27 protein-coding genes and 1 tRNA gene are annotated in these 21,681 nt (G+C 63.7%); 15 read left to right on the top strand and 13 right to left on the bottom strand.

Annotation, left to right across the window (positions count from 1 at the left end):
• Window positions 1-63 precede the first annotated feature (63 nt).
• Entirely contained in the window at window positions 64-1,494 is a 1,431-nt protein-coding gene (locus ATN37_RS02825; protein ID WP_054188812.1) for a gamma-aminobutyraldehyde dehydrogenase, read from the bottom strand.
• A gap of 169 nt (window positions 1,495-1,663) precedes the next feature.
• On the opposite strand from ATN37_RS02825, the gene ATN37_RS02820 reads away from it, so the two are divergent.
• Entirely contained in the window at window positions 1,664-3,181 is a 1,518-nt protein-coding gene (locus ATN37_RS02820; protein ID WP_054188811.1) for a PucR family transcriptional regulator, read from the top strand.
• Between the two features lie 36 nt (window positions 3,182-3,217).
• On the opposite strand, the gene ATN37_RS02815 is transcribed toward ATN37_RS02820, so the two are convergent.
• The 7 genes from ATN37_RS02815 to rpmB form a co-directional block, all read right to left on the bottom strand.
• Window positions 3,218-4,579: an NAD(P)/FAD-dependent oxidoreductase gene (locus ATN37_RS02815; protein WP_007727552.1), complete on the bottom strand. Its 1,362-nt coding sequence runs from the start codon at window positions 4,577-4,579 to the stop codon at window positions 3,218-3,220.
• Window positions 4,580-4,733: 154 nt separating this feature from the next.
• Window positions 4,734-5,198 carry a hypothetical protein gene (locus ATN37_RS02810; RefSeq protein ID WP_007727550.1) on the bottom strand — a complete coding sequence of 155 codons (465 nt, stop codon included), beginning with the start codon at window positions 5,196-5,198 and terminating at the stop codon, window positions 4,734-4,736.
• 19 nt (window positions 5,199-5,217) lie between these two features.
• A complete protein-coding gene (locus tag ATN37_RS02805; protein ID WP_007727548.1) occupies window positions 5,218-6,156 on the bottom strand; it encodes an AEC family transporter in 939 nt (312 codons plus the stop codon).
• 130 nt (window positions 6,157-6,286) lie between these two features.
• Window positions 6,287-6,544, bottom strand: coding sequence for a 30S ribosomal protein S18 (rpsR, locus tag ATN37_RS02800; RefSeq protein ID WP_003946414.1), 258 nt, complete (start codon window positions 6,542-6,544; stop codon window positions 6,287-6,289).
• A gap of 9 nt (window positions 6,545-6,553) precedes the next feature.
• On the bottom strand, window positions 6,554-6,859 hold the full coding sequence (gene rpsN, locus ATN37_RS02795) for a 30S ribosomal protein S14 (protein ID WP_003946379.1): 306 nt from the start codon (window positions 6,857-6,859) through the stop codon (window positions 6,554-6,556).
• Between the two features lie 2 nt (window positions 6,860-6,861).
• Window positions 6,862-7,026, bottom strand: coding sequence for a 50S ribosomal protein L33 (rpmG, locus tag ATN37_RS02790; protein ID WP_003946358.1), 165 nt, complete (start codon window positions 7,024-7,026; stop codon window positions 6,862-6,864).
• A gap of 4 nt (window positions 7,027-7,030) precedes the next feature.
• On the bottom strand, window positions 7,031-7,267 hold the full coding sequence (rpmB, locus tag ATN37_RS02785; RefSeq protein ID WP_003946346.1) for a 50S ribosomal protein L28: 237 nt from the start codon (window positions 7,265-7,267) through the stop codon (window positions 7,031-7,033).
• A 104-nt stretch (window positions 7,268-7,371) separates the two neighbouring features.
• Between rpmB and mrf the strand changes: the two genes are divergently transcribed.
• From mrf to ATN37_RS02740, 9 genes are all read left to right on the top strand, one after another.
• Window positions 7,372-8,625: a ribosome hibernation factor-recruiting GTPase MRF gene (gene mrf, locus ATN37_RS02780; RefSeq protein WP_218694718.1), complete on the top strand. Its 1,254-nt coding sequence runs from the start codon at window positions 7,372-7,374 to the stop codon at window positions 8,623-8,625.
• Window positions 8,622-8,876, top strand: coding sequence for a type B 50S ribosomal protein L31 (locus ATN37_RS02775; protein ID WP_003946367.1), 255 nt, complete (start codon window positions 8,622-8,624; stop codon window positions 8,874-8,876). The genes mrf and ATN37_RS02775 overlap by 4 nt, the downstream gene beginning before the upstream one ends.
• Window positions 8,876-9,049: a 50S ribosomal protein L32 gene (rpmF, locus tag ATN37_RS02770; RefSeq protein ID WP_007727540.1), complete on the top strand. Its 174-nt coding sequence runs from the start codon at window positions 8,876-8,878 to the stop codon at window positions 9,047-9,049. Before ATN37_RS02775 ends, rpmF begins: the two co-directional genes overlap by 1 nt.
• A gap of 18 nt (window positions 9,050-9,067) precedes the next feature.
• Window positions 9,068-9,679, top strand: coding sequence for a trimeric intracellular cation channel family protein (locus ATN37_RS02765; RefSeq protein ID WP_003946409.1), 612 nt, complete (start codon window positions 9,068-9,070; stop codon window positions 9,677-9,679).
• Window positions 9,680-9,749: 70 nt separating this feature from the next.
• Entirely contained in the window at window positions 9,750-10,436 is a 687-nt protein-coding gene (locus ATN37_RS02760) for a response regulator transcription factor (RefSeq protein ID WP_218694717.1), read from the top strand.
• A gap of 65 nt (window positions 10,437-10,501) precedes the next feature.
• Window positions 10,502-11,881: a HAMP domain-containing sensor histidine kinase gene (locus tag ATN37_RS02755; protein ID WP_020908630.1), complete on the top strand. Its 1,380-nt coding sequence runs from the start codon at window positions 10,502-10,504 to the stop codon at window positions 11,879-11,881.
• A 226-nt stretch (window positions 11,882-12,107) separates the two neighbouring features.
• The gene (locus tag ATN37_RS02750) at window positions 12,108-13,610 is read left to right on the top strand and encodes a S1C family serine protease (RefSeq protein WP_232509058.1); all 1,503 of its coding nucleotides are present in this window, start codon (window positions 12,108-12,110) and stop codon (window positions 13,608-13,610) included.
• A gap of 80 nt (window positions 13,611-13,690) precedes the next feature.
• Window positions 13,691-14,188 carry a molybdenum cofactor biosynthesis protein B gene (locus tag ATN37_RS02745; protein WP_176720912.1) on the top strand — a complete coding sequence of 166 codons (498 nt, stop codon included), beginning with the start codon at window positions 13,691-13,693 and terminating at the stop codon, window positions 14,186-14,188.
• Between the two features lie 6 nt (window positions 14,189-14,194).
• Window positions 14,195-14,371 (top strand): hypothetical protein, encoded by a 177-nt coding sequence (locus tag ATN37_RS02740; protein WP_218694716.1) that lies wholly within the window; start codon window positions 14,195-14,197, stop codon window positions 14,369-14,371.
• Window positions 14,372-14,430: 59 nt separating this feature from the next.
• On the opposite strand, the gene mscL is transcribed toward ATN37_RS02740, so the two are convergent.
• The 4 genes from mscL to ATN37_RS02720 form a co-directional block, all read right to left on the bottom strand.
• Window positions 14,431-14,853, bottom strand: coding sequence for a large conductance mechanosensitive channel protein MscL (gene mscL, locus ATN37_RS02735; protein WP_007727535.1), 423 nt, complete (start codon window positions 14,851-14,853; stop codon window positions 14,431-14,433).
• 99 nt (window positions 14,854-14,952) lie between these two features.
• Window positions 14,953-15,699, bottom strand: a complete 747-nt coding sequence (locus ATN37_RS02730) for an SAF domain-containing protein (RefSeq protein ID WP_218694715.1) — start codon at window positions 15,697-15,699, stop codon at window positions 14,953-14,955.
• A 77-nt stretch (window positions 15,700-15,776) separates the two neighbouring features.
• Entirely contained in the window at window positions 15,777-16,088 is a 312-nt protein-coding gene (locus ATN37_RS02725; protein WP_003946378.1) for an FmdB family zinc ribbon protein, read from the bottom strand.
• Between the two features lie 111 nt (window positions 16,089-16,199).
• A complete protein-coding gene (locus tag ATN37_RS02720; protein WP_030536326.1) occupies window positions 16,200-16,778 on the bottom strand; it encodes a 5-formyltetrahydrofolate cyclo-ligase in 579 nt (192 codons plus the stop codon).
• 59 nt (window positions 16,779-16,837) lie between these two features.
• Between ATN37_RS02720 and ATN37_RS02715 the strand changes: the two genes are divergently transcribed.
• The 5 genes from ATN37_RS02715 (at window position 16,838) to ATN37_RS02695 (ending at window position 20,971) form a co-directional block, all read left to right on the top strand.
• Window positions 16,838-17,749, top strand: a complete 912-nt coding sequence (locus ATN37_RS02715; RefSeq protein WP_003946415.1) for a UTP--glucose-1-phosphate uridylyltransferase — start codon at window positions 16,838-16,840, stop codon at window positions 17,747-17,749.
• A 125-nt stretch (window positions 17,750-17,874) separates the two neighbouring features.
• Window positions 17,875-19,134 carry a gephyrin-like molybdotransferase Glp gene (glp, locus tag ATN37_RS02710; RefSeq protein ID WP_003946353.1) on the top strand — a complete coding sequence of 420 codons (1,260 nt, stop codon included), beginning with the start codon at window positions 17,875-17,877 and terminating at the stop codon, window positions 19,132-19,134.
• Between the two features lie 21 nt (window positions 19,135-19,155).
• The gene (locus tag ATN37_RS02705; protein WP_007727523.1) at window positions 19,156-19,791 is read left to right on the top strand and encodes a GNAT family N-acetyltransferase; all 636 of its coding nucleotides are present in this window, start codon (window positions 19,156-19,158) and stop codon (window positions 19,789-19,791) included.
• Window positions 19,792-20,058: 267 nt separating this feature from the next.
• Entirely contained in the window at window positions 20,059-20,793 is a 735-nt protein-coding gene (gene glpR, locus ATN37_RS02700; protein WP_007727521.1) for a gephyrin-like molybdotransferase receptor GlpR, read from the top strand.
• A 102-nt stretch (window positions 20,794-20,895) separates the two neighbouring features.
• A tRNA-Ala gene (locus ATN37_RS02695) sits at window positions 20,896-20,971 on the top strand.
• A gap of 292 nt (window positions 20,972-21,263) precedes the next feature.
• On the opposite strand, the gene ATN37_RS02690 is transcribed toward ATN37_RS02695, so the two are convergent.
• Window positions 21,264-21,518: a hypothetical protein gene (locus ATN37_RS02690; protein WP_218694714.1), complete on the bottom strand. Its 255-nt coding sequence runs from the start codon at window positions 21,516-21,518 to the stop codon at window positions 21,264-21,266.
• Between the last annotated feature and the right edge of the window lie 163 nt (window positions 21,519-21,681).

The raw sequence follows: 21,681 nt of genomic DNA, 5'->3' as shown, positions 1-21,681 counted from the left end.
CTGCTGTGCGCCTTTATTAACCGCGGGGGGTTGATAAAGGCGCACAGCAGGAGGGGCGGCGACTCAGTCGTGCGAACTCATGACGTGCTTGAGACGGGTGTAGTCCTCGACTCCGTAGGCCGAGAGATCCTTGCCGTAACCGGAATACTTGAAGCCGCCGTGCGGCATTTCGGCGACGAGCGGGATGTGGCAGTTGATCCACACCGCACCGAAGTCGAGAGCAGCGGAGACGCGTTGCGTGACACCGTGATCCTTGGTCCAGATGCTCGAGGCCAGGCCGAACCGAACGTCGTTGGCAAGCGTGATCGCCTCCTTCTCGTCGGAGAAGCTCTGGACTGTGAGGATAGGACCGAAAGTCTCTTCCTGCACGATGTCGTCCGATTGCGCGACGCCGGTGATGACGGTCGGCTCGAAGAAGAATCCGGTTTCGCCCGAACGCTTTCCGCCGGTAACGATCTTGGCCGACGCCGGCAGGTTCGCGATCTTGTCGCTCACGGCGTTGAAGTGATTGATGTTGTTGAGCGGGCCGTAGAAGGCATCAGGATCGGAAGGCGCTCCGGGGCGCAGCTTCTCGGCGTTCCGGACGAGGGCTTCGACGAGCTGATCGTGGATGGACTCGTGAACGATCACGCGAGTGGCCGCGGTGCAATCCTGGCCGCCGTTGAAGAACGCTGCCTCGGCGATGCCGGTGGCGGTCTTCTCGATGTCGACGTCGCCGAAGACGATCGCCGGCGCTTTGCCGCCCAGTTCGAGGTGCGCGCGCTTGAGTTGCTGTGCTGCGGACACGGCGACAGCGATGCCCGCCCGCACCGAACCGGTGATCGAGACGAGACCGAGGGCCGGGTTCTCCACCAACGTCGCTCCGGTTCCGCCGTTGCCGAGCACGACGTTGAACACGCCGTCCGGCAGGATGCCCTTCGAGAGCTTCGCCAGGACCAGCGTGCTGCCCGGTGTGGTGTCGCTGGGCTTGAGGACGATCGTGTTGCCGGCCGCGAGGGCGGGCCCGATCTTCCACAGCGCCATCATGAACGGGTAGTTCCAGGGCGTGACCTGACCGACGACGCCGATCGGCTCACGACGGACGTAGGAGGTGAAACCCTCCATGTACTCTCCGGCCGCCTTGCCCTCGAGAAGTCGTGCGGCTCCGGCGAAGAACCGCATCTGATCGGCTCCGACCTTGACCTCTTCGTCGGCGATCATCTGGTGGGCCTGGCCGGTGTTGGCGCTTTCGGCTGCGACGATTTCGTCGCTGTGCGCTTCGATGGCGTCGGCGAGCTTGAGGAGTGCAGCCTGCCGCACGCTCGGCGTCGTCTTGCCCCAGGTCTCGAATGCTTTCTGTGCGGCTTCGACGGCGGCGTCGACGTCTTCCTTCGTGGAGACCGGCGTACGCCCGACCACACTCTCGTCCACGGGGTTGATCAGGTCGAGTGTTTCCGTCGCGGCTGAGGCGACGAATTCACCGTTGATGTAGTTCTCGAGTACGACGATCGACATCGGTACCGGTTCCTCTCGAGGTCGAACGAGTTCCGGCCGAGGTGATCAGCACGGAACTCGCACTTTGTGGGGCGTGTGTGAGCAAGTGTGCGCTGACTCACAAGTAAAGGCAGCTGCCAAAAAGGTGAAATCTTTGATCGCCGACGCACCGAGTTGTACAGTCCTGCCCATGACGATCGCTGTGCGGTGGATGTTGGCGCAGCCGGATCTCGCGCTGGAACTCAAAGGTGGCGCCCAGGGTGTCGGTCGCGAAATCACATTTGCGCACGCCACGGAGCTGCTCGACCCGTTTCGATGGTTGACCGGCGGCGAATTCATCCTCACCACCGGCATCCGATTGCCGTCCACTCAGCAAAAGCGCGGCCGCTATCTCCGGATGCTCGACGCGGCGGGAGTGGCGGCGGTGGGATTCGGAACCGGGCTCTCGTACCCCGAGGTCCCGGCCGATCTGGTGGCCGTCGCCGACGAGATCGGACTCCCGCTGATCGAGGTGCCGCTGCCGACGCCGTTTGCTGCCGTCGTCAAGCGTGTGATGAGCCGGTTGGCAGAGCAGGAATACGAAGCGGTCCTCCGGGCGTCGCGGGCGCAACCGCGGATGACGCGTGCCGTCATTTCCGGCGGAACGGCTGCGACCGTGCGTGAACTGGCGATCGCGACTTCGGCGACGGTGCTTCTTCTCGACGTCGCCGGAAGAGTTCTCGAGAGCTCACCTCAACTGCCGACGGACGACGTGATCGACGAACTGCGAGCAACTCTCGGGGGCGGTGCCTCCAGTAGCGTGACGCTCGCAAGGTCTGGAGCGTCGATCGCGGTGCAGCAGATCAGCGTCGGGCGAACGCCGTACGGATACCTGGCGGTGATCAGTGCTTCGGCGCTCAGCTACGTCGATCAGATACTGCTCGGTCACGCGAACTCGTTGTTGGCGTTGGACTTCGAGAAACCCGCGCGTCTGCGTGCTACTCAGGATCAGTTGAATTCGCACGCCCTCGGGCTGCTGCTCACCGAGGATCGCGACCCGGCGCCGGCGTGGCAACAGATCAGGCAGGCCGCCGACGGTGAGGGAATGATCCGAGGATTGACAGTTCTTACCGACACGTCCGACGTAGCGGGACGCGTCGGAGCCGAGATTGCCGAGTTCATGAACAAGGCGGGGCGGCAGTTGTTCTCGCGGATCAACGACACTCGCGTCACGGTGCTGCTGCGTGGAACCGACGACGTCGAGTTCGCCCGAGAGCTGCTCGGCGGGGTATCGAGGTCGGATCTTCGCGCGCTTCGTGTCGGCTTGAGCGCGCGACGGGTGGTCGCTGCGCTGGCGGTCGCCGTCGAACAGTCCCAGCTGTGTGCGTCGGCGGCCGAAATCGGTGGCGAGCCTTTGGAATTCGCAGCTCTGACCGGAAGTGTGCTGCTGTCTTTCGATTCGACGCGTGAAGTGCTCAACACGCTGGCGGAAACGATGATCACACCGATCGAGGACTACGACCGTGACAACGGCACCGAACTGCTGGCGTCGCTGCGGGCATTTCTCGAGGCCAACGGACACTGGGAAGCGGCCGCCATCACGATGGGCGTTCACCGGCACACACTGCGGAGCCGAATGGCGAAGGTGGAGAGCCTGATCGACTGTCGGCTGGAAGTGGCCAGGGTTCGGGCCGAACTACTGCTCTCGATCATTGCCCGGCAATCGTGACTGCCGGGCAATGATCGAGACTTGGCAAAGCGGCCGTCAGGCCTTGCTGCGAGCGATGATGTCGGCTGCGGTTCGCTGACCCATCCGAACGGCACCGTCGACGTGCTGGTACCCCTCGGCCGCAATGTCGGAGCACGAGAAGTGAATCGGGCCGACGGGCGTGCGGGAATCCGCGCCGTAGCGGTGCAGGCCTCCGAGGTCGAAGCTCGCTGCGTACGCACCGCGGGTCCATTCCTCCGAGCCCCAGTCGGATTCGTAGTACACAACCGGCTCTTCGGCCTTCGGGCCGAGATAGCGGGCAAGTGAGGCCAGAATCGTGGCCTTACGCTCCTCGACGGAAAGCTCGAACATCGCGTCGGCCTTCTCGTCGGAGACGAAAGCGACCAGGGTGCCGCGATCGTCCTCGTGGTTGGTGTTGTCGTACACCTCCTGCACTACCTCGGACGCGCCGAAGCCGGTGCCGGAGAGGCCGTCTTCGCGCCAGAAAGGCGTCTCGTACACCGCGTGAACCTTGATGACGAGGCCGAGGGACTGGTGCTGGTGCATCTGGTGCTGACGACGCGGCAGCGGGGGATCGTACGAGATCCGGGAGTAGAGGTTGGGCGGTACGGCCAGGATCACTCGGCTTGCCTCGACGCGAACATCGCCGTCCGCCAACACCGTTGCACCGGATTCGTTCCACTTCACCGTTCGCACGGGTGCGTTGAGGAAGACGTCGTCACCGAGGGCCTCCGCCATGCGGATCGATACCTGCTGCATTCCGCCGATCACTCGCTTGTCGAGAATGAAGTCCTCGTCGACAAGGTGGGAGAACGAACCTGCGGAAGCGGCCATGAGTACGGCCTGCAGGGCAGAGAACGAGTGGGCGGGCTTGGTGAGCATGCCACCGGCGATGAAGAGGCCGATGTTGTCACGTGCCTCGGCGTCGTCGGACTGATTGATCAGCCACTGCTTGAAGGAGACTGTGTCGAGATCGCGGGCGAGGGGATGTGCCCACGGTTCCTCGGCGCCGATCTGTGCTGCGAGATCGTCCATCTCGTCGATGAGACGGTCCATCTCCTTCTTCGTGGTGTCGTTCGTGGGGAAGGAATCACCCGTGTACTGCGTCCGCTCACCTGCCGACGAGATGTAGACGGACTCGCCCTCGCGGTAGCGCTCGAAAGTTTTCAGGCCGAGTTCGTCGAGCAAGGAGATCAGCGCGGTCTGGTCGGGGGAGACCCACTGGCCGCCGATTTCCAGAACTGCTCCGTCGATGGTGTCGGTCCACGTGCGGCCGCCGACGCGGTCGCGCGCTTCGATCACAGCGACGGTCAAACCGGCCTTGCGCAGCGCGGTTGCAGCTGCCAGGCCAGAGGGGCCGGCACCGACGATTGCAACGTCTCTCTGGAGAGTAGGCACTTGCGAGCTCCTTCATGTTGAGCACCGCTCGAGTCGAAAGCTGCCGACGAGCGAGTGAACGGGTGTCGGTTTTCAGTCTGTCCCGAGGAGACGCACACCACACCTGACGAAACGGCGTGTTCGATCGTCGAACTTGTGCCGTTTAGGCGCGCAGCTAGCCGTTGATGACGTGACGATCGCCGAGCGGTCGGCTCAGCGGGACATCCAAGCTGCCGAACACGGCAACCAGAATGCACATCTTGTCCGCGGCCTCGGGCAGTGCCCCGGTTCGGAGCGTGACGATCACCGTCGTATCGGTCTCTTCGACGGTTGCGTACGCGCCGTAGCACTCCGGAGTGCCGGTCACGAAGTGGACGGCCACCGTGTGATCGTCGACCTCGGACCACGATTCGAACATCGTGGCCGTCGCACCCACGATGTCGGTGCGGCTGTCGAACTCCGTGCCCATCTCGCTGTCGTCGACCTCGTCGGGAACGGGGGTTCCGAGCGACCAGTCGGCGGGACTTGCTTCGTTGGCCGCCATCGGATTCGGTGCGGCAACCGGCCCCGTGGTCTGGGCCCCGACGGAGCATCCGGCCACAGCAAGGCAGGCCAGAACGGCGAGGGTTAGTACACGCATGAATCCACCGTAACCCTGCTCAAGCGAGTAGCGCTGTGACCAGCGCAATTGCCGGAATTGACGCCAAAGTGGTGACAAAGGCACTGTCTCGGGCGAGGACCATTCCGCGCCGATAGCGGCTTGCGTAGATGAAGACGTTCTGCGCCGTCGGCAACGTCGAGACGACCACGATGGCGAACAACTGATGACCGTCGATGTCGAGGAGGAAATGCGCCATCAGATAGGCCAGCACAGGTTGGACCACGATCTTGAGCGTCGACGCCAGCGCGACGTCGCGGCGTGGACTCGAGCCCTTCTCCAGCACCCGCACGCCGTAGAGCGAGAGCCCGAATGCCAACAGCGCACCGGGTACGGACGTCGCGCCGATCAATTCGAAAGGCTGCATCAGCGGCCGGGGCGGTACCCAACCGATCAACGCGACGATCAACCCCGCAGCGCCCGCGAGCACGATCGGATTCTTGAACGGGGCGGTGACGGTGTCGATCAACGAGAGCTTCTCGGCATCCGCGCCGCGAAGGGCCGTCAGATCGAGGATCGTCAAGGCGATCGGGGAGTACACGACGATCTGGAAGAGCAGGAGCGGCGCGACGAACGTGGCATCGCCGAGCACGAACACCGCGATCGGGATTCCGAGGTTGGCTGAATTCACGTACGAAGCCGACAGCGCGCCGATGGTCAGTTCGGGTAGCGGCCGGTTGAGCCAGATCTTTGCGACGACGACGTACAGAGCGCCGACGGCAAAGGCAGTAGCCGACGCAACGGCGAGCGTCGGCGAGAAGATCACCGAAAGATCGGACGACGCGAGGGTGGTGAACAGCAGGGCAGGCGTCGCGACGAAGAAGACGAGTCGACCGAGAACGAACTGTCCTTGGCTACCGAGGGTGCCGAGACGGCCGAGGAGATACCCGACCGCGATGACAACAAAAATTACGGTGAAACCCGCAACAACTCCCGACACGCTGCGGGCACCTCTCGACTGGAATGAACGACTTCGGGAAAATCTTAGTCAGGGCAACAAAAAGGCCGCGCAGTCGAGTGACTGCGCGACCTTTTCGGTACTTCTACGTGTGACTACCGAGCACGTATGACTACCGTGCGGCGGTGAAGGGGAGCAACGCCATTTCGCGTGCGTTCTTCACTGCAACGGCGACCTGACGCTGCTGCTGCGGGGTCAGGCCCGTGACGCGACGGCTGCGGATCTTGCCGCGGTCCGAGATGAACGTGCGAAGCAAGTTGATGTCCTTGTAATCGACATGCGTGATCTTCGCTGCGAACAACGGGTTCTTCTTGGGCTTACGACCCTCTACGGGGCGTGGCTTCTTCGACGGTGAACGCTTGACTGCCATCCGACTTCCTTACCAGCTCGACTTGTGTACGCCAGGCAGTTCCCCACGGTGCGCCATTTCTCGCACGCGAATCCGGGAGAGCCCGAACTTCCGCAGGTGGCCGCGCGGACGTCCATCCGCAGCGTCTCGATTGCGCAATCGTACCGGACTGGCGTCGCGTGGTAGACGTTGCAGGGTCGCTTGGGCCTTCGCGCGCTCCTCTGCCGAGCTTTTCGGGGAGCGGATCGTCTCCTTGAGAGCGGACCGCTGCTCCGCGTACCGCTCGACGACGACCCGTCGCTGGTTGTTCTTCGCGATCTTCGACTTCTTGGCCATGCCTACTTCTCTTCTCGGAAATCGACGTGCTTTCGCAGCACCGGGTCGTACTTCTTCAGTACGAGTCGATCGGGGTCGTTACGACGGTTCTTGCGGGTCACGTACGTGTACCCGGTGCCCGCGGTGGACTTGAGTTTCACGATCGGGCGGATCTCGTTGCGTGCCATCTGCTCAGACCTTCTCGCCGCGCGCGCGGATCCGGGCGACGACGGATTCGATGCCGTCGCGGTCGATCGTCTTGATGCCCTTGGTCGAGAGCGTGAGTGTGATGCGACGCCCCTCGCTGGGCAGGAGGTAGGTCTTGCGCTGGATGTTCGGGTTCCAGCGACGGTTCGAACGCTTGTGAGAGTGCGAGACGGATTTTCCGAACCCCGGCACACGTCCGGTCACTTGGCAGTGAGCCGACATGGGTGTTCCTTTCAAATTGCAGATGACAATCATTTTCGACAATGCGGTGAGATCAATGTACCGTTCAACCTCGGTAATGACAATCATTCCCAGAAAGGCCCGCTGTGAACACGATCTTGGACGGCAGGACTCCGCTGGTCCTGGTCGCCGGCATGAGCGAATCCACCCCACACACCGCACGAGCGTTGCTGCGGACCGGAACTGTTCTGGTCCACCACGACCTGAGCCACGTCCGTGAAGGGGTGGTCCGGCGGACGGTCACCTCGATGACCGGGAGTGCCGGGTCTGCCGGCACTGTGTCCGAGCGCGAGACGATCCTCGAGCTCGCGCACGGCTGCGTCTCCTGCACCCTGCGCGAAGACTTGCTGCCGCTCCTGCGCCGGCTTCACTCGCACAGTTCGGTGCAGCGGATCGTGTTGCTGTTGGACCGGCAACTCGAGCCCGAGGCGCTGTGCTGGGCGATCGAGCACGTCGTCGTGACCGGCGTCGTCGGCCAACTGGACGGACCGGCGCAGCGGGACGTCCGCGTCGACGCCGTCGTGACGTGCATCGATGCGGCGACCTGGCTGGCAGACGCCACCGGCGACGAAGCTCTCGACGACGACCGCACCCTGGCTCAGGTCGTCGTCGGGCAGGTCGACTTCGCCGACGCGCTCGTCCTACGCGGGTCCGATGCGCTCGACGGCTGGCAGCGGTCCCGCTTGAATGCGGTTCTCGCGCGCATCGCTCCACGGGTACCCGTCTTCGATGAGGGAGACGACATCGAGGCACTGCTCCTCGAGGTGCCTGCGGATGCGCGACGCGGTGAACTGGCCGACGCTCACTCACCGCTGTTGCGTCGCCAGCCGCCGCTCGACGACGACGGCGGAGTGATGCTCGTCGAGTTCACCGCGAACCGGCCGTTCCACCCCGGTCGTCTGCACGCGGCGATCGACGTCCTGCTCGAAGGTGTCGTGTACTCCCGCGGACGAGTCTGGGTGGCAACGCAACCGGGTGAAGCGCTCTGGCTCGAATCGGCGGGCGGTGGCCTGCGAGTTGCCAGCGCGGACACCTGGCTGGCCGCGATGACGCCGGAGGAACGAGACCGCGTTCCAGCTGAACGCCGTGCACTCGCGGCCCTGAAATGGGACGAGCGTTTCGGTGATCGCGACACCTCGATGGTCGTTCTGACGTGCGGTGCGAACCCGCTCGAGATCGACCGAACACTGCAGCACGCCTTGGTCACCGACGACGAATTGGCGGACGAAGCGTCGTGGGCAACGTGGGAAGACCCGTTCGGCGAGTTTCACGAAGACCCGTGTGACGAATCCGAATCACCTTATGCCGAAACCGAATCAACGCGAGAGGGAAACGAATGAAGAAGCAGATGCACCCCGACTACCACCCGGTGGTCTTCCAGGACGCCAGCACCGGCAAGAGCTTCCTGACCCGATCGACCGTGACGAGTGAGCGCACCGTCGAATGGGAAGATGGTGGCACGTACCCGCTGCTGGTCGTCGACGTCACGAGCGACTCTCACCCGTTCTGGACCGGAGCGCAACGTGTGATGGACACCGCCGGACGCGTCGAGAAGTTCGAGCGGCGCTACGGAAAGCGCAAGGCACTCTGATGGCCGTTCCCAAGCGGAAGATGTCCCGTTCCAACACGCGCAGCCGTCGTGCCCAGTGGAAGGCGACGGCGCCCGATCTGGTCGAGGTCACGGCCTTCGGCCAGACCCACCGGGTGCCTCGGCGACTGGTCAAAGCAGTTCGGCTCGGGGTGATCGACCCGAGCCGCATCTGACCGTGCGATCCTTGGCCGGTGCTGCTGAGGATCCTCGAACTGGTGGGCATCGTGGCGTTCGCGGCCTCGGGTGCCCTGGTGGGCGTCACCAAGCGACTCGACATCTTCGGGGTGTGCTCGGTCGGTGTGTTCACCGGCATCGGCGGCGGTATCGTCCGCGACGTTCTCCTCGGCGTCCATCCGCCCAGCTCTCTGAGCAGTTGGCCGTACTTCGGAACCGCCGCCGCCACCTCACTCGCCGTGTTCTACCTCCACGAGCCGCTCAATCGACTGCGTCGTGAAATCCTGGCGCTCGACGCACTGGGGATGGGCTTGTTCGCGAGCACCGGCGCCGTCATCGCGCTGGACAACAACGCCAGTTCGCTGGCGGCGACGTTGATCGGTGCGACCGCGGCGATCGGCGGCGGCGTGATCCGCGACGTTCTCGTCAACGAGGTGCCACTGCTCCTGCACAAGGACCTGTACGCGGTTCCCGCACTGCTCGGCGCTGCGTTGGTGGTCACAGTCTCGCAAGCCGGACTGTCCACCAACGCCGCGCTGGTGTGCGGCACGGCGTTCGCCGCGGTGTTCAGACTGCTTGCGTTATGGCGTCATTGGAGCCTGCCCGGGCCCAGGCGAACCCGGGACTGACCGCGACACGCCGGAGGCCGGAATCGGACCCTCTCAGCCGCATCTCAGCACTTCAGTCCAAACTGTCGGTATGCGTATTTTGGTGGTCGACGACGACCGGGCGGTTCGCGAGTCGCTTCGGCGGTCGCTCAGCTTCAACGGCTACACGGTCGAGCTCGCGGTCGACGGGCTCGACGCACTCGAGAAGATCCTCGCCAACCGGCCCGACGCCGTCGTGCTCGACGTCATGATGCCGCGACTCGACGGACTCGAAGTGTGCCGTCGTCTTCGCAGTGCCGGCGACGACCTGCCCATCCTCGTGCTCACCGCCCGCGATTCGGTCAGCGAGCGAGTGGCCGGCCTCGATGCCGGAGCGGACGACTACCTGCCCAAGCCCTTCGCTTTGGAAGAGTTGCTTGCCAGGTTGCGTGCACTACTTCGCCGCACCGCGCCCGATCAGGACGCCGATTCCGAAATGATGGCGTTCGAGGACCTCACCCTCGACCCGGTCACCCGTGAGGTCAAGCGCGGAGAGCGATCGATCAGCCTGACGCGCACCGAGTTCTCCCTCCTCGAAATGCTCATGGCCAACCCACGCCGCGTGCTGACCCGTGGACGCATTCTCGAAGAAGTGTGGGGATACGACTTCCCGACGTCCGGCAATGCCCTCGAGGTGTATGTCGGCTACCTGCGTCGCAAGACGGAAGCCGACGGCGAACCGAGGTTGATCCACACCGTCCGCGGAGTCGGCTACGTCCTGCGGGAGACGCCTCCGTGATCACCGCTCCGTTCGGCAAGAACGCCGAACCGAAGAAATCCTCCACCACCCAAGCGTCCGTCGAAATGCGCCCGCCGATGCCACTGACCCGTTCGGTGTCATTGCGTTGGCGTGTGACGCTGCTCGCCGCGTCGGTGGTGGCCATTGCCGTCGCAGTCATGGCGATCGCTGCCTACGCGGTGGTTTCGCGTGCGCTCTACGCGGACGTCGATCACCAGTTGCGTACCAGGGCAGCGGTGCTGATCGACAGCAATGTCGTGCGATTCGATCCTCGCTACATCTCCGGTGCGACGCTGTACACCACCGACATCAGTGTGGCCCTGATCTTCTCGGACCTGAGCACGTACCAGCCGCCCGGTTCCGACGTGCCGATCGGTGAAGCCGAAGACGCCGTAGCGCGTGGCGAATCGGATTCCTCGCTGCGAACCGTCGACGGTCAGCGAGTGCTGGCTCAACGAACCCATGACGGAAGCACTTTGGTGATCGGTCAGCGGCTCGCGCCGACCGTTGCGGTACTGGACCGTCTGGCCTGGGTGCTCTTCGTGGTCGGCGGGTGTGGCGTCATACTTGCGGCAGTGGCGGGTACTACCGTGGGCCGCACCGGTTTACGACCCATTGCCAGGCTGACTGCTGCCACCGAACGAGTCGCTCGGACCGACGATCTGACGCAGATCCCCGTTACCGGCAGCGACGAATTGGCGCGCCTGACAGAGAGTTTCAACACGATGCTGAGGGCGCTCGCCGAGTCCCGCGAGCGTCAGTCGCGCCTCGTCGCGGACGCCGGACACGAGTTGCGGACGCCGTTGACTTCGTTGCGCACCAACATGGAATTGCTGATCGCGTCCAGTCGCCCCGGTGCGCCGCAGATTCCCGACGAGGACATGGCAGAACTTCGTGCCGACGTCGTCGCGCAGATCGAGGAACTGTCGACTCTGGTCGGCGACCTCGTCGACCTGGCCCGTGAAGACGCACCCGAAACCGTGTACGAGCGCGTCGACGTCAGCGACGTCGTCGAGCGTGCGCTCGAACGAGCGCGGCGCAGGCGCAACGAAATCGAGTTCGAGGCGGTCACCACTCCGTGGTACGTCTACGGAGATCAAGCGGGCCTGTCGCGTGCCGTGCTGAACGTCCTCGACAACGCTGCGAAGTGGAGTCCGAAGGGCGAACAGGTACGCGTCGAAATGCGACCGGTGGGTCAAGGATTGTTGGAATTGACCGTAAGTGATGCGGGACCTGGCATTCCGGAGGAGGATCGGGAGTTGGTGTTCGATCGTTTCTACCGGTCGACTGCGGCACGTTCGATGCCGGGATCGGGTCTGGGACTTGCGATTGTGCGTCAGGTCGTCGTCAAGCACGGCGGCACCATCGCGATCGACGAATCCGATCGTGGGGGAGCGCTTGTTCGTATCGTGCTTCCCGGTGAACCGGGGCCGAGTGCCGAGTAGCGTGTTCTGTAGACCCGTTGGTCCCTCGCTTCGGTGACTGACGTCACGGCTTAATGCGTTCGGCCCGAAAGTCTTTCGGGCCGAACCGACAACACCGGTTTTTCACGTCGAAACCTGGGTAAAGTGACAGGCACGTCTCAGCGCCTTCTCAGCAGCGCAAGGCAGCATTGTCGGCAGAACAGTTGTGACTGCCCGTCCGGTGGTCACCGTAGACGAAAGCGAGCCGATGACCGAGGACCGTAACGTCGGGCCGACCCGGCCCGAGCAGCCCAACAGCGAACCCACCACCCAGGCGCAGCCGACGGCACCTCAGGCACAGCCTCCCGTGCCGCCGCAGCAGCCTCAGGGGCAGGCGCCTCAGCAGCCGTACCAGCCGACCGAATCCTTTGCCCGACCCGCCGAAGCCCGACCCACTGAAGGCCGGCCCACCGAAGCCTTCGGGCAGGCGCAGCAGCAGCCCACGCAGGCCTTCGGCCACCCGCACGGTGCCCATGAGGCCGCGTACCAGCAGAGCGCCCCGTACGGCGCACCCAACCCTGGTGGCCCCGGCGGTCCGAACGGCCCGGGCGGCGGCCACAACCAGATCCCCGCACCGCTGCAGGGGCCGAACTCCGGTTCGACCACCACCAAGCCGAAGTCGGGACGCATGGCGCTGGTTGCCGGCGCTCTCGCCCTGGTCCTGGTCAGTGGTGGTGTCGGTGGCGTGGTCGGCGCCGTCGTCGCGGACCGCAACGGTGGAACCGCGACGGTCACCAACTCTCTGAACGCTCCGAAGCCCACTGCGACCAACACGTCCAACGCTCCCGCCGGCTCGGTTCAGGCCGTTGCCTCGAAGGTCGTGCCGAGCGTCGTGCAGATCGAGGTAGCCACCGCGCAGGGACAGGGCGGTGAGGGCTCCGGTGTCATCCTGTCCTCCGACGGTCTGATTCTGACCAACAACCACGTTGCCGGCGCACAGGGAGCGCAACTTCGCGTTGCGTTCTCCGACGGAACCAAGGCTTCGGCCACCCTTGTCGGTGCCGATCCCGTCTCCGACATCGCCGTCATCAAGGTCGACGGTCGAAACGACCTCACCCCCATCGATCTCGGCAACTCCGGCGACGTCCAGGTCGGACAGCAGGTGGTTGCCGTCGGGTCCCCACTCGGCCTGGCCGGCACGGTCACCGAAGGCATCATCTCCGCACTCGATCGCCCGGTGTCCACGAGCGGCGAGTCCGGCAATCAGAACACCGTCATCGACGCTCTGCAGACCGACGCAGCGATCAACCCCGGCAACTCCGGTGGCGCCCTCGTCAACATGGACGGCCAGCTGATCGGCATCAACACGGCGATCGCCTCGCTCGGAGCGTCGTCGGGTACCCAAGGCGGTTCGATCGGCCTCGGTTTCGCCATCCCGATCGATCAAGCACGCCGCGTCGCCGACGAACTGATCAAGACCGGCAAGGCGACTCAGGCCATGATCGGCGTGACCGTGCCGTCGCAGGACAACGCCGACGGCGCAACCGTCATGGATGTCACTGCTGACGGGCCGGCAGCCAAGGCCGGTATCCCGAAGGGTGCAGTCATCACCAAGGTCGACGATCGTGTTGTCGCAGATGGTGATTCGCTGATCGCGGCAGTGCGTTCACATGCTCCCGGCGACAAGGTCTCGATCACGTACAGCGACGGCGGGCAGACCAAGACCGTCGACGTCACGTTGGGAACCGCGGCAGCGCAGGGCGGCCGATGATGTTCGGCGATCAGCAGACGATCGACCCGATCTTCGGCCAGATCGCAACGGCGTCGGGATCGGACACTACGGTAGGAGTCATGGAACTCGAAGCCACATCGGCCGGCCGCGCTCTGGTCGTCATCGTCGACGATCGCACAGCCCACGGCGACAACACCGACTCCATCGGTCCACTGGTCACGGAACTGCTGAACGAAGCGGGTTTTCTCGTCGATGCGACGGTCGCCGTCGCCGCCGACGAAGTGGAGATCCGCAACGCTCTCAACACCGCAGTCATCGGTGGCGTCGACCTCGTCATCTCGGTCGGCGGTACCGGGGTATCCCCGCGTGACGTCACTCCTGACGTGACCGCTGAGGTTCTCGATCGCGAGATCCCGGGAATTGCCGAAGCACTTCGTGCTTCCGGTCTTTCGGCCGGATCGCTCGAAGCAGGCTTGTCCCGCGGCCTCGTCGGGGTTTCGGGAAGCACCGTGGTCGCCAATCTGGCGTCGACCAGGCCGGCAATTCGCGACGGCATGGCAACCCTGACGGCTTTGGCGAGTCACGTGATCGCCGAGCTCTCCAGCCTCGAGGGCTGAGACAGCTTGTCGGAGCAACGAGATACCCCGAAGAAGCCGTCAGTCGACAAGAAGCGCCTGGCGCGCATCTTCGGGGACGTCTTTCCCGAGACGACGTCGGACGAGCGGGGTCCCGAGGGATGCTCGCGGTCCTCGGACGACGACTGGCTGCGCAGTCAGCGGCCCCCGCACCACGGGGGTTGAGAAGTAAATCAGGCCCCCGGACAATTGTCCGAGGGCCTGATTTGATCTGTGGGCACTGCCTATTCGAGAGTCTTGGCGTGCGCTCCCGTGTCGGCGCCACCGGCATTGGCCGAGAGGATGTCGCGGATCTGGATGAGCAGATCGGTTTCGCTGGCTTCCTTGTCCTCGGGCTCGGAGACGAACTTCTTCTTCGCCGCATTCGCAGGGACGATCAGCACGAAGTAGACGACCGCTGCGATGATGATGAAGTTGATGATCGCGGTGACCACAGCACCGATATTCACGAAGGTTTCGGAATTACCGGCAATGATCTCCTTTCCCCAGCCCAATTCGTCGGATCCGCCGATAGCTGCGATGAGTGGGTTGATGATGTTGCTGGTGAATGCCGTGACGATGGCGGTGAAGGCTGCGCCGACGACAACCGCGACGGCCAGGTCGAGCACGTTTCCGCGAAGCAGGAAGTCCTTGAATCCCTTGAGCATGTCGGTGTCCCCTCGAGTCTCCGATGGCAAGTGCCAGATGGTCCGTTGATACCGAACCGACTGGAAAAATCCTAGAGGAGCTTCGGACGCTTTGTGCGGTCAGCGGAATGTCACGGTGATCGCATTGGACAGAGATGCCGCGGCTACGACGTTGGCTGCTGGTGTCGGCAGGGCCAGCAAAATCACCTGTTCCTGCTGGTTACGTGTACTTTCCGACGTGGTGACCAAAGTGACTACCGCTCCTGCCGCAAGAATCTGCGGGGCCTTGTCGGCAATTGATTCGTTGGGTGTGTCGGGGTGGGGTGTGTCTGAGCGGGATGTGTCAGGGCCGACGGTCAGGACGTCGACGACGTCCCCGCTGCGCAACATGTCCGCGACGGCCGCATCGGCCAATCGGACGGGGACGATGCGGGCGTCGTCGGTTCCTACCGACAACCCGGCCAGCCGTGGGCTGAGAACGCGCACGTCGGTGACGGTTTCTCCGGAGCGAATCGGGCCGGCAACGGTTCTCCCGACTACCAGGTCGGTGTCGGAGACAACTCCTTCGGGAAGTTGTTTCGAGTCGATCTCGCGGACCTCGACGTCCGAATCCGCAATCACCTGCCCCGGAGTGAGATCGCGGCTCGAGACAACTACGGCGACGGTGTCAGTCGCGGGATCGCCTCGAAAGAAGAGAACAACGCCGAGTGTGGCCAGGACAACGGCTGCGATCTTACGGACTGTCGCCGTGCGGAATCGTGTGCCGCGTGTCAGTTCGACGACGCGATCGAAGGTGCTCGGGCTGAGATCGAGCTGGGCGCGCAATGGATGGGAGCGCCTCGGCGAACGAGAACGTACTGACGGCATTCATGCACGTTAGGGCCGGAAGCGGTGCTTCCGGCCCTGACAATGTGAACCTGTGGACAACCCGGAGGTTGTGGAAATCAGCTTGCGGCAGCCTTTGCGGGCGCCGGCGTGCTGGTCGACGAACTCGATGTCGAAGAGGAGTCCGACTTGGACTCGGACTTCGCAGCGGGTGCCGAATCGCTCTTGGCCGGCTCGCTCGCAGTCCCGGAGCCGCCGCGGCTGTCGGTGCGGTAGAAGCCGCTGCCCTTGAACACGATGCCAACAGAGTTGAACAGCTTGCGGAGCTTGCCTGAGCAAGCTGGGCAGACCGTCAGCGAATCTTCGCTGAAGGACTGGACGATGTCGAAACGGTTGTCACATTCCGTACATGCGTATGAGTAGGTGGGCACCGGGCTTCCTCCGCACTGTGATGTTCGAGCAGCCGCGCATTTACACCGCAGCCTTTAGCACTCTACAAGTGACAGTGCCAACAGCGCTAATCAGGGATCTATTCCCGCAGATCAATCGCCTTTGAGTTGCGTGAGGCCGCCGCGCGGCGTCAATGCCCAGCCCATGGGGATGTCGTGGTCGTCGGCAGGCAAGGCCTCGACGAGTTCGGAGTCTCTGACAATTGCCACGAGCCGAGTCTGTGGTCCGACCGACCCGAGCGTCCGGTCGTAGAAGCCTGCGCCACGGCCGAGGCGTGTTCCGCGAAGATCCACCGCGAGAGCAGGGACAAGCATGCATTCCACGTCGGACAGGGCTTCCGGTGGCAAGACGGGTCCGACAGGCTCCCGAATGCCGTACTTCGCGGGGCGCAAACCGTCCGCGCCGCTGTACTCGACCCAGGACAACGGTCCCGGCTCCCCGGTGATCGGAAGTAGTACACGCTGAGCGATCTCGGCAACGGCGTCGAGCAAATCGGTGGATCCTGGTTCGGTGCGGGTGGGGACGTACGCACAGACGACCGAGCCGTCGACAATCACTGAACGTATGTGCGTGATCAACGCCGCAGTTTCCGTGTTTCGAGTGTGCTCGGAGACTGCATCACGTGCTGCGAGTGTGATTTGTCGCCATTGTGCTTTTGTCTGAGGTGTCACCCCGCAACGATATTCGTCGTGCTGACCGAGCGGTAACAAGCGGCGGCTAAGGTGTTGGCATGACAGACGTTGTCGCTAGCAGCACGAGGGCCTTCCGTACGGCCGTGGTTCCCGCAGCCGGACTTGGTACGCGTTTCCTGCCTGCCACCAAGACGGTTCCGAAAGAATTGCTGCCGGTCGTGGACACACCGGGTATCGAGCTGGTGGCAGGTGAAGCTGCGGACTCGGGAGCCGAGCGGCTCGTCATCGTGACGTCCCCGGGCAAAGACGGCGTGGTTGCCCACTTCGTCGAGGATCTCGTGCTCGAAAGCAAGCTGGAAGCAAGCGGAAAACTCGCTGCCCTGGCGAAGGTGCGCAAAGCGCCGGGTTTGCTCGAAGTCGACTCCGTGATTCAGGAGCAGCCCCTCGGCCTCGGGCATGCAGTCGGTTGCGTCGAGTCGGTTCTCGACGACGACGAAGATGCCATCGCGGTCCTTCTGCCCGATGATCTCGTACTACCGCGTGGCGTCCTGGAGATCATGGCGCGAGTTCGGGCCAAGCGCGGCGGATCCGTTCTCTGTGCAATCGACGTCCCGAAAGACGCAGTCAGCGCTTACGGCGTCTTCGACGTCGAGATCGTTCCCGACGCGGTCAATCCCGACGTCCTCAAGGTCGTCGGCATGGTCGAGAAGCCGGCTGTGGAAGACGCGCCGTCGACCTTTGCCGCTGCAGGTCGCTATCTGCTCGATCGTGCGATCTTCGACGCACTTCGTCGCATCGAGCCGGGAGCCGGCGGTGAGTTGCAACTCACCGACGCCATCGCTCTCCTGATTTCCGAGGGCCATCCGGTTCACGTGGTGGTGCACCGCGGAACGCGTCATGACCTGGGCAACCCCGGTGGGTACCTCCGCGCTTCGGTGGACCTGGCACTCGACAGTGACGATTACGGCCCGTCCTTGCGTAAGTGGCTCGCGGATCGGCTCGACCGCTGAGCGTGTCGCCACGGTGGTTGATCGCCCGATAACGCAGTATCAATGTGCTTGTCCCTTTTCGGCGGCAAGGCATCACTAGCTGACGGATATCACCGAATTTCCAGACACAGGAGGACGCGGACCAGATGCGGTCGGTTGAGGAGCAGCAGACCAGGGTTACCGCTGCTGCAGTGGCACCCCGTCCGGTTCGGGTCGCCATCTCGGAGGCGCAGGGACTGCTGTGTGCCGAGGAAGTGGTGACCGAACGCCCATTGCCGGGATTCGATCAAGCTGCCATCGACGGTTACGCGGTTCGCAGTGTCGATGTCGCCGGAGCTGGAGCCGACCTCCGCGGCGAGGACGGCGAGCCTACGGACCTCAGCTTGCCGGTGGTCGGCGAGGTGACGGCGGGCTCACGCCAACCGATCCGCTTGCAACCGCGTCAGGCCGTTCGAGTCGACACGGGCGCGCCGCTGCCCACGCTGGCCGACGCCGTGCTCCCGCTCGAAAACACCGACGGTGGTCGCGCTCGCGTTCGGATCTTCGAGCCGGTGCGTTCGGGCGATTACGTTCGCCGTGCAGGCGACGACGTCCAGCCGGGCGACGTGGCCGTTCGGGCAGGCACCATCATCGGAGCCGCACAGGTCGGGTTGCTTGCCGCGGTCGGCCGCGACAAAGTACTCGTCCATCCGCGTCCGCGCCTCTCCGTCATCAGCGTCGGTGGAGAACTCGTCGACGTGGATCGCACGCCGGGGCCTGGTCAGGTTTACGACGTCAATTCGTATGCCCTCGCCGCCGCAGCGCGCGATGCCGGCGCCGACGTCAATCGTGTGGGAATCGCAGGCAACGACTCTCGTCGTCTTCGCGAAGTAGTCGAGGGACAGCTGATTCGCTCGGAAATCGTTGTCATCGCCGGTGCCGTGGGCGGCGGAGCGTCCGACGAGGTTCGTGAGGCGCTTGCCGACCTGGGGACACTCGAGGTGGAGCGCGTTGCCATGCATCCGGGATCGGTGCAAGGCTTCGGAAAGCTGGGAAGGGACGAGGTTCCGACCTTTCTCCTACCGTCCAACCCGGTCAGCGCACTGGTGGTATTCGAAGTCATGGTTCGCCCGCTGATCAGAATCGCGCTCGGACGCCGCCAGCCGATGCGGCGAGTAGTGAAAGCGCGGACAGTGGGAACGATCACGTCGATTGCCGATCGCAAGGGTTTTCTGCGTGGTCAGCTGATGCGTGACGAAGCGACAGGGGAGTACCTGGTGCAGGCCCTCGGGGGTGCGCCCGGTGCGTCCTCACATCTCCTCGCGACCTTGGCGGAAGCCAATTGCTTGGTTCTGGTCGATCGAGACGTCACCGAAGTGCACATCGGTGAAGAAGTCGACGTAGCTTTTCTCGCCCAACGTGGGTAACGCCGACCCGAGTGGGGTGTGATGTCAGTCCATCCAGGATGGCCGGAAGATCTCGGCCCGCTGCGAGTGCCCGCGGGAGTGGTGACCGTCCGCCCCGTGAAGCTCCGTGACGCTGCTGTGTGGAGTCGTCTCCGCATTCGCGATCGCGAGCACCTCGAGCCGTGGGAGCCCACCGGAGAATCGCCCTGGGATGCTCGCCACCACATCACCGTCTGGCCGTCCCTGTGCGGGAACCTTCGCTCCGAAGCGCGCAAGGGCAGGATCCTTCCCCTGGTGATCGAACTCGACGGGAAGTACTGCGGGCAGGTCACCATCGGAAATGTGGTGCGCGGCGCTCTGCGGTCCGCCTGGGTGGGCTATTGGGTCGCCTCGCACGTGACCGGTGGGGGCGTAGCCACAGCTGCCGTTGCACTCACACTCGATCACGCATTCTCGAAGGTCGGTCTGCATCGAGTGGAGGCCACTGTTCGGCCGGAGAACGCGTCGAGTCGCGCAGTCCTACGAAACGTTGGGTTCCGGGAGGAAGGTCTTCTCAAGCGCTACCTCGATGTCGACGGCCAATGGCGTGATCATCTTCTGGTCGGAATGACCATCGAGGAAGTACCCACCACCGTCGTCGACAGATTGGTGCGGTCCGGACGTGCTTCGTGGGTGTGACGAAGACGGCGCCAGAAGCGTGAGAAACGCGAGCTAAACAGCAGTTACCGCTGAGTAGTCCTACTTTCGGGCGGGAAAATGTGGTTTTTGATTCAACCAGAACTTGAGACTTTTGGGACTGAACCGGAAGTTCAGTTCGGTACGCGTGTGACACATGAGTATGGTGGGGTTCGGCGCGTCGGCAACGATGCGAAGGCGTCGGCCGTTAACCTTGACTCGTCAACGGCTGGCATAGGTGCTGGTAGGTGATCGGGAGGAGGCCGCGGCATGCCTAGCTCATTCGTGTGGATCGGGCTGGTGGCCGTGTGGCTGTTCGTCCTGGTGCCGATGCTTGTCAACAAGCGCCCCAGGATCCGGCAGACGAGTGACGCGGCACTCGCGACTCGAGTACTCCACCGCGGCGACAGCAACCCTGTTCAGCGCGGGCCGGCAGCAGGACATCGAAGCGATCCGAACTGGCAACCAGAACCAGTGCGCAGCAGCTACGACGCGGAGGACCAGATGGACACTCACGCAGAAGACGACTACGCCGGCGGTCGTGCACCGGTCGGAGAATTTGTTCCGGTTCGGCGCGGCCGAGGCGGATTCGACCCCGAAGCGGATGCCATCGCCCGGGAGGCGCGGTATGCATTCCGTCAGCGGACATTGCTGGGACTTGCGTTCGTCGCGATTCTCTCGGGCGCTCTCGCATTGATCATCTCGCCGATGGTGTGGTGGTTGTTTGCGCTGACCGTGTGCGGCCTCGGCGGGTACATGGCGTACTTGCGTCGGCAGGTTCGGATCGAGCAAGAGATTCGCCGCCGTCGTACCGAACGCCTCAACCGATCGCGACTCGGAGTCGAATCGCACACCGACGAAGAGCTTCGCCTGATTCCGGCGCGACTGCGTCGGCCAGGAGCGGTTGTCCTCGAGGTCGACGACGAAGATCCGGTGTTCGATCACCTGGATCACTACGAAGAAGAGATCAGGCACACCGAGATGCGTCGCGCGTCCGGTCAGTGATCTTCTGGGCCGATCTTGTCGGGCCGAAAGTTCGTGTCGGGTGATTCCAACGGGAGTATTCGTTCCTGTTAGAGTTGCCGAGCACCGCTGAGGCGGTGGCACGGGGCTGTGGCGCAGTTGGTAGCGCGCTTCGTTCGCATCGAAGAGGTCAGGGGTTCGATTCCCCTCAGCTCCACCAAGAAGTACCAGCGAAAAGGGTCTTTCAACGAAAGTTGAACGACCCTTTCCTGCATTTTCAGGGCCTGCCCGAATTGCGAAGATTCGATCTGAGTGTGCGCCGTTTCATACGATTGCGACCGCTGATCCGGACCGTTGAGCTTCCAAGTGAGGGATGATCCTTGGGCGGATACATGTTTGCCGGAAATGTAACGAGGGTGTGTCCGGTGCGATAGGCACGGTGAGTCTGCCGCAGTTTTCCGCAGGTCGGACGTATGTGTCGGGGAGGAATGTCGATGAGCCAGCCACGACGGCTAGCGATGATGCTTGTTGCTGTGATGTGCCTGATGGGTATCGGCGTCCTTGCCGTATCGGTCTTCCCCGCCATCGTCGCCGCCCAACCTGGCGGCAACAGCGGTGGTGGCAACAACGGCAATGGAAACGGCAATTACGGCAACAACGGTGGCAATAACAACGGCAACGGTGGCGGCAACAACGGCAACGGTGGCGGTCACAACGGCAACGGTGGCGGCAACAACGGCAACGGCAACTATGGCTGGCATTGTCACCGTCACAACTGCGGCACGACCGTAATTCCGACACCGACCACGACGACTGAGCCGACCACGACTGAGCCGACGACGACGACTGAGCCGACCACGACGACTGAGCCGACGACGACTGAGCCGACGACGACTGAGCCGACGACGACTGAGCCGACGACGACTGAGC

It is taken from the genome of Rhodococcus sp. MH15 (assembly GCF_019266045.1).
In the GTDB taxonomy this organism is placed as follows: domain Bacteria; phylum Actinomycetota; class Actinomycetes; order Mycobacteriales; family Mycobacteriaceae; genus Rhodococcus_F; species Rhodococcus_F qingshengii.
Note: the sequence above shows the minus strand (reverse complement) of the source record. Positions and strands in the feature narration are given on the sequence as shown.